This window comes from Clostridium sp. (genome assembly GCF_051654825.1).
Classification (GTDB): domain Bacteria; phylum Bacillota; class Clostridia; order Clostridiales; family Clostridiaceae; genus Clostridium.
The window spans coordinates 1-7900 of sequence record NZ_JBOFYU010000038.1; the positions used below are offsets into that span (position 1 = coordinate 1).

6 protein-coding genes are annotated in these 7900 nt (G+C 31.4%); 1 reads left to right on the forward strand and 5 read right to left on the reverse strand.

The genetic code is table 11. The features are described from left to right. Positions 1 to 110: 110 nt before the first annotated feature. The 4 genes from ACRDBA_RS02145 to ACRDBA_RS02160 form a co-directional block, all read right to left on the reverse strand. A complete protein-coding gene (locus ACRDBA_RS02145) occupies positions 111 to 2066 on the reverse strand; it encodes a glycoside hydrolase family 3 protein (RefSeq protein WP_438571293.1) in 1956 nt (651 codons plus the stop codon). Positions 2067 to 2097: 31 nt separating this feature from the next. Continuing rightward, on the reverse strand, positions 2098 to 2940 hold the full coding sequence (locus ACRDBA_RS02150; protein ID WP_438571294.1) for a MurR/RpiR family transcriptional regulator: 843 nt from the start codon (positions 2938 to 2940) through the stop codon (positions 2098 to 2100). Positions 2941 to 3034: 94 nt separating this feature from the next. Beyond that, positions 3035 to 4420 (reverse strand): PTS transporter subunit EIIC, encoded by a 1386-nt coding sequence (locus ACRDBA_RS02155; protein WP_438571295.1) that lies wholly within the window; start codon positions 4418 to 4420, stop codon positions 3035 to 3037. Between the two features lie 33 nt (positions 4421 to 4453). Then, positions 4454 to 5815 carry an exo-beta-N-acetylmuramidase NamZ family protein gene (locus tag ACRDBA_RS02160; protein ID WP_438571296.1) on the reverse strand — a complete coding sequence of 454 codons (1362 nt, stop codon included), beginning with the start codon at positions 5813 to 5815 and terminating at the stop codon, positions 4454 to 4456. Positions 5816 to 6344: 529 nt separating this feature from the next. Here ACRDBA_RS02160 and ACRDBA_RS02165 point away from each other — a divergent pair. Continuing rightward, positions 6345 to 6734 (forward strand): DUF2809 domain-containing protein, encoded by a 390-nt coding sequence (locus ACRDBA_RS02165; protein ID WP_438571297.1) that lies wholly within the window; start codon positions 6345 to 6347, stop codon positions 6732 to 6734. A 337-nt stretch (positions 6735 to 7071) separates the two neighbouring features. Here ACRDBA_RS02165 and ACRDBA_RS02170 read toward each other — a convergent pair. Continuing rightward, the coding region (locus tag ACRDBA_RS02170) for a carbohydrate ABC transporter permease (protein ID WP_438571298.1) at positions 7072 to 7900 on the reverse strand (829 nt) is incomplete at its 5' end.

Genomic DNA, 7900 nt, shown 5'->3' on the forward strand with positions numbered 1-7900 from the left:
CCTGATTACCAAGAAAATAAATACACAAAGTATTTCATTTATAAAAATCTTAGAAAATAAAAAAGTCTAGCATTTTACTCATACGCTAGACTTTTTTATTTATTTGTCGTTTATCTATTCCAATTTTTAAATCCAGATCCAAATGGCATATATGTTTCATCTTTAAACACTCCATTTTCTACAACAGGTATATCAACAGGTATCTTTCCTTGTGGTTTAAAATCTCCAAATATAGCTCCTATTCCTGCTGGTAAATTAGGTCCTGCAGCTTTTTGATTTCCAGCTTCTGAATCCGGTCCATTTGGATCTCCTTTAAATCCATATATAACTACCTGTGCTTTAGCTTCAGTTATAGCAGCTACATCGTATGGATTTCTTAAACTTAACATAACAGCATCTTTTTCTAACTCATTAGAGTATCTTATTATCTCTTCAGGTACATAATGATCCACTGAATTTTCTTGTAGCTTTGCACTATTATTAACATTAGATCCTACTATTACATAATCAGCTTTCTCTATTTGCTGTCTCAAAACTTCATTTTCTTCAATATGAGGAGTCTTACTATTATAGTTTGTAAATTCTACATTTACATCTTTTATAGTTCCTTTTTTCTCTAAATTACGTATACTTCTTATCATACTATCAGTTTGATCTTTTGCTGGAGCAACCACTAAAATATTAGCATCTTTCTTAGGCTTAAATGGTAATGTATGTTTTTCATTTTTTACTAACGTAACTGCAGCTTCTGAAATTTCTTTTTCCATAGCTTTATGCTCTGCATTACCAACTATACTTTGTGCGTTAGCTATTTTATCTTCTAAAGTTAATTCCTTCACATCCTCATTAGGAGAGTATACCCCTCTTTCTAACTTTAACTTTAACACTCTCTTAACAGAATCATCTATTCTATTCATACTTATTTCACCACTGTTTACAGCATTTATAACATCATTTATTATAGTTTCTAGCTTATATACATCTGCTTCACTTCTTAATATCGTAGGCATTAAAGCTATATCAACTCCTGCATTTATAGTTTTAATAACCGCTTGTGACTCTGAAAAATTATCTGATATAGCCTTCATATTTAATGCATCTGTAATAACTACACCGTCGTATCCTAAATGATTTCTTAATATACCTGTGATTACATCATCAGATAAAGTTGAAGGTAATGGGAATTCTCCTTGACTTGAATTTACAACTTCACTTTCTATCTGAGGCATACCTATATGCCCAGTCATTATCATATCTACACCTTGACTTATAGCTATTTTAAATGGAGCTAGCTCTGTTTGTTCTAGTTCTTCTAATGACTTATCCACTACTGGAAGACCATAGTGAGAGTCTGTAGCAGTATCCCCATGACCCGGGAAATGCTTAGCTGTAGCACTAACTCCTTGATCTTGTATACCTCTTATTATCGAAGATCCTAGCTCACCTACTAAACTAGGATCACTAGATATAGAACGAACTCCTATAACTGGATTAGCAGGATTATTGTTAACATCTAAAACTGGAGCGAAATTAACATTAATACCTAATGAATTTAACTCTGATCCAATTATCTTTCCAGCATTATAAGCGTACTGGCTACTTCTAGTTGCACCTATGGCCATATTTCCAGGTAAATTGGTTCCTGTGCCTAAACGTGTAACAATTCCACCTTCTTGATCTACAGTTATAAGAAGAGGTACATCATTACTTTTATCATTTTTTACAACTTCTTGTAAGTCATGAACTAACTTAGTCGTCTGAGCAGTTTCTTTAACATTCTCAGCAAATAATATTACTCCACCTAAATCATATTTATCAATTATATTTGCAACTTCATCGCTTAAAACAATGTGATCCTGGCCATTCCACTGTCTAAAATCTACTTGTATCATTTGTCCTATCTTTTGCTCTAGTGTCATATCCGCTAACTTTTGCTCTATTATCGCATCTATTTGTTCTACTACTACCTTTTCACTAGCTAAAGCATTCACTGGAATACTTGAAAATATAGTACTTCCTGCTATGCATATAGCTAATACTAGTTTTGATAATCTTTTAAATTTCATAATTCCCCATACCCCCAAATTTAATATTTATTTATAATTTAAAATAATCTACACTCATTCTACTGGCTTCAAACCTTGACTTAGCGTCATTAAAATCACTTTGTACAATAGATATATATATAATATCTATTAATGTAAGCATAGCTATTCTCGAAGATATGGCACCTTCTCTTAGCTTATTTTCTATATTAGGAACAAACAAATTTATATCACACATCCTATTTAAATCATTGTCACCATACTTAGTTATACTTATACACTTAGCTCCCCTAGCCTTGGCATTTTCAATGGATTTAATGACTTCTTTAGATTTACCTGAATAAGATATTGCAATAGCTACATCATTTGAGCTTAGATTTGAAGATACCATCATCTGTGTATGAGTATCTAAGGATGTAACAATAGGCTTATTTATTCTAAATAACTTTTGCTGTAGATCTAAAGCTACCAATGCAGATCCACCTACTCCAAAAGCATATACAGTTTTTGAATTTATAATTTCCCTTATTGCATCTTCTATCTTAGATAATTCATTTAGCTTTGTAGTTTGAGTGATACTTTCTATATTTGTATTAGTTATCTTGCTGACAACACTGTTTACACTCATATCTCCATCTTTTTCTACATAAGAATAATCTTTTGACTTTGAAATCGCATCCTTTGCAATCTCAATCTTTAACTCCCCAAATCCACTATATCCTAACTTTCTTGAAAATCTAACTATACTTGCAGAACTTACATTAGACTTTTGTGCTAGTTCTGATACAGACAACTTACTTATCAGCTCTTTATTTTCATTTATGTAATCAGCTACTTTCTTATCCACTTCAGTTAACTCATTATATATATTATTCATTCTTAATATACAACTCATATTTAAAACCACCTCTTGAATCATTTGTCTAAACTTACTTAAAAAGGATGATATATAAACACTTCTATATATATCATCCTTTTATTTGCTTATTCTATATAGATGCTTCAACCTCTTCTTCATCAACAGGATCTTCAAATCCTATCATAGATGTGAATAGATATCCTGCAACATAAGATGTAACAACACCTACTAAGAATACTAATATCTTTCCATCAGCTATTAATAAAGCAAGTGGTAACCCAGACACACCTAGTGCTACAGCTCCCACTTTAAATATAGCCATTACAGCACCACCTACACCAGCACCTAGACATGCACCTAAAAATGGTTTTCCTAAAGGTAATGTTACCCCATATATTAGCGGCTCCCCTATTCCTAAGAACCCTGGAACCAATCCATTCTTAGCAGTTTTCTTTAATCTCTCATTCTTTGTCTTGGTTAAAACAGCTATAGTAGCTCCAACTTGAGCCATACCCGCTGTAGCTAAGATAGGAAGTAACACCGTATAACCAACATTAGCTATTAAATCTGCATGTATTGGAGTTAAAGCTTGATGCATACCTGTCATAACTAATGGTAAGAATAAAGCCCCTGATATAGCTCCTGATACAACTGAAACAATAGAATTTTCAGAGGCTATAGTATTAGCAACTACTAAACCTATTGAATCTGATATAAAACCACCTACTGGCTGAAGAATAAATAATGCAGCTAAAACAGAAACTGTAAGAGTAACTAATGGAGTTATAAATAAATCTAGAACATCTGGTACAACGTTTCTACATGCCTTCTCTACAAATACAGCTAATAATGCAACTAATATTACTGATATAATTCCACCTCTACCAGGAGTTAAATTCGAACCAAAAAGAGCTATGTCAGCAAGTGCAGCTGAGGAAAGAATACCACCTAGTACCCCACCCATCATAGGCATTTGAGAACCAAACTCCTTAGCAGCATTTACCCCTACTAATATAGATAATACTGAGAATACTCCATTTCCTATAAGTCCTATTATCTTTGCAGCTGTAGTTAATTTATAAGCATCTCCAAAATAAACTCCAGCTATATTATTTACGGCTAAAACAAGTCCACATGACACAAATAGCGGTATTAATGGTATAAATATATTTCCAACTCTTTTTAAAGCATTTTTAAATTTCGTATCATTTTTTTCGTTTAAGTGAGCTTTAGTTTGCTTTACAGCATCCTCTCCCAACAGTACCTTCTTGCCAACAATCTTACTAACTTCATTAGTTATTTTATCTACCTTTCCTGGACCATATATAACCTGTAACTGACCATCTGACTCAACAACACCTAAAACAGCTTCTGATTTTTTCAACTCAGCCATTTTAACTATTGAATGATCATTTAACTCCAGCCTACATCTAGTCATACAATTTTGTACAGACTTTATATTAGACTTCCCTCCAACTAAATCAACTAAATTCTTTGCAATCTCTTGATTTGTCATTACAATCTCCTCCCTATGGGTACTAAATATTAGCTATTTGTTATGTCCGTTCTTATTTCCTTCACCTTTGTCTGAACCATTATTTTTTGAATCACTCTTGTCTTTGTATAAATAATACTTTTCTGTTTCTTTCTTAAACTCTTCTCCACCTTTTTCAACAGAATTTACAATATCTTCTCTTGTAAACTCACCTTTTTCTAATCTATCAGTAAAGTCCATTATACCTATACGTAAATCTATAGAAGATGCAACACCCGGCTTATCATCGTCTAAGTATTTAAAATCTTGTGGATACATATCCTCTATCGTAAACATAAGAGCTAAAGACGCTTTTACAGCATCAAATGCTTCTCTATCTGTTACATGAAGTTGCACACCATTACAGTTTTGATTTGCAAATTTATTGAAAGATGGCTTGAAGCTAGTTGGTCTAAATGTAACTCCTTCTAAACCATAACTATTCATCTTTTGAGCTAAAGCAAATGGATCTTTTATATATGGTGCTCCGATATACTCAAATGGCTTCGTAGTACCTCTACCTTCAGATAAGTTAGTTCCCTCAAATATACAAGTACCTGTGTATACTAAAGCTGTATCTACTGTTGGCATATTAGGTGATGGTTGAACCCAAGGTAAGTTAGTTTCTTCATAATACATATCTCTAGTCCATCCCTCTAACTCTACTACATCAACCTTAGTTTTTATCTCTACACCCTTTTTCTCATACTCAGGTTTTATAAATTCTTCAAATATATAAAGTGCCCACTCTCCAGCTGTCATACCATGCTCTTGAACTGTTGGATATAATCCTATAAACGAAGGTGCATCAGACTTAAACCCTTCAACATCTCCTCCTATAGGATTTGGTCTATCTAAAACAATAAAGTCTTTTTCATTTTCAATTGCTGCTTCTATAGCATACGCCATTGTTGAAACATATGTATAAAAACGAGCGCCTACATCTTGAATATCAAACACTATAGTATCCAAATTCTCTAACATTTCAGGAGTTGGCTTTTTCGTAGACCCGTATAAAGAATAAATAGGCAATCCTGTAACAGGATCTATTTGACCACCTGGGATAGCTTCACCATCTTGAGCTGCGCCTCTTATACCATGTTCTGGAGCAAACAATGTAGTTAAGTTAGTTTTTTCATTCATAATATCAACACTTGAGTTAAACTTTGAGTCTATACCTGTAGCATTTGTTATTAATCCTACTCTCTTTCCTTCAAACAACTCCATATGTTTGTCAATATTTTCAACTCCTAATGTTACAACTTTATTATTCTCTGGTACTTTCTTTTCTGCCTTAACTATTGGAGTCGATAATGCCACTGAAAACCCTATAGCAAGTGCTATAGTTAAAGCAATTCCTTTTTTAAGTAATGCCATAATTAAATCCTCCCCATATATATATTACCTCTTCATAAATACGTTTTCCTAATGTAATTGTAGTTATCTTTGAAATTATTTTCAACATATTATTTTAAATAAGTAACTTTTTTTCATACTAATTCTAAAGCCTTTGATATATATCCATTCTCCTCATCTAATTTTTCTCTAGACTCTTGCTTTAAAATATTTGATAATATCATAAATATAGATATTATTTTCTTAGCTCTCTCAATAAGTTTTTCATTACAAAATGTGCAAAACTACTGACAATGGTATTATATACACTCATAAAGTAATATTTACCAAAATATTCTATTTGAAATAAACTTTAAGGTCTACGGTTTTTATAACTTTTCTAAACTGCCTATTAAGGCCCTCTATTATGTTTGTAGTGTACATCATATTTCTAATTTCTAGTGTGTAATTTTTACCACGTTTTTTTATAATAAATATTTAAAGTTGTCTAATTAGTCTTAATATTGATAGAATATTATTAATAACTAAAGATTATAGGGAGTAAATTATTATGAAAAAAAGAGTTATGTATTTTGTGATTACAGTGATAGTAATGTTTATGGGATTGTTATCAAGAAAATTTATGTTTATATTCCCTAAGGATATCGCTCCTTTTATAGGAGATGGACTTTGGGCTATGATGGTTTACTTTGGATTTAGATTTATATTTCCAAAGCTTGATCTTTTTAAAAGCTTTGTCATAGCAATTGCCTTTTCTTTTGCAATAGAAACAAGCCAATTGTATCAGTCGGATTGGATAAATACTATACGTAATACTACTCTTGGAGGTTTGGTACTTGGACATGGTTTTTTATGGTTTGATTTGGTCAGCTATTCTATTGGGATTATTATTGCAGTAATCATAGATAAAGTTTTTAATGATATAGTTACTAGAATCTAAGTCGAATAAAAAGTTCAGCATTATTTATTCTACATAAAGATACAACTGTTTAAGATATAAATATAATTTAAAACAGTTGTATTTTTAATTCGCAATATATTAATATCGTTCATCAAATCTACTCTACAAATTGGAATTTATCGATAGGATTGTAGTAATTCAATTAATTCATTATCTTGTCCTATAATATCAATTCTTGAGGTAACTTTCCATACAAGAATCACATACAATTCACAAAATAATAAATTGATTATTTTGTAAATTGTATGTGATTTGGTTGATACCTCTCAAGTTAATCCTATATTATTTATATACCTAACTTTTTTATTTGACTAGCCTATCCTTTGACAGCCGAAGCTGCAACACCTTCTATAAATCTTTTTTGGAATATTAAATATACTATAACTACTGGAATTATCGATATTGCTGTAGCTGCAAATAATCCACCATAGTTTGTCCCGTACTGCCCATTAAACATTTGTAAACCAACTGATAGCAATTGTTTTGATTCGCTATTTATTACTAAGTACGGCCATAAATAATCTTCCCAAGACCATAAGAACTGAAATATAGCTATACTAGCAATTGAGTTTGTAGATAATGGGAATATTATTTTGTGCAGGATACGAAATTCTGAAGCACCATCTATTCTAGCTGCTTCTATTATTTCATCTGGTATTGCTGAAATAGATTGCTTGAGCATAAATATTCCAAATCCACTTATCATTGCTGGTACAATAAGTGCTAAATAACTATCTAACCATCCTATTTTTATCATTAAGCTATATCTTGGAATTATAGTAACACACCAAGGTATCATCATAGTTGCTAATATAAAACTAAATAATAAATTGCGCCCTTTGAATCTGTACTTTGCTAAAACATATCCGCATACAACGCTTGTATATACTACTAGTACAGTAACAGCTATTGCTATAAATAAACTATTTCCAAATAATCTTAAGAAGTCAAAATTTGCTTGTATTCCTGCATAGTTTTCAAATGTGAAATTCTTAGGAAAAAAAGTAGATTCTGCTGAAGCTATTTCACTGTTACTTTTAAAAGATGAAAAAATCATCCATATAAAAGGTAACACTGTAACTACACTCATAAATAATAAACCAATGTTTAAAGTTAGTTTACTTAGTTTTTTATTCATTATTATT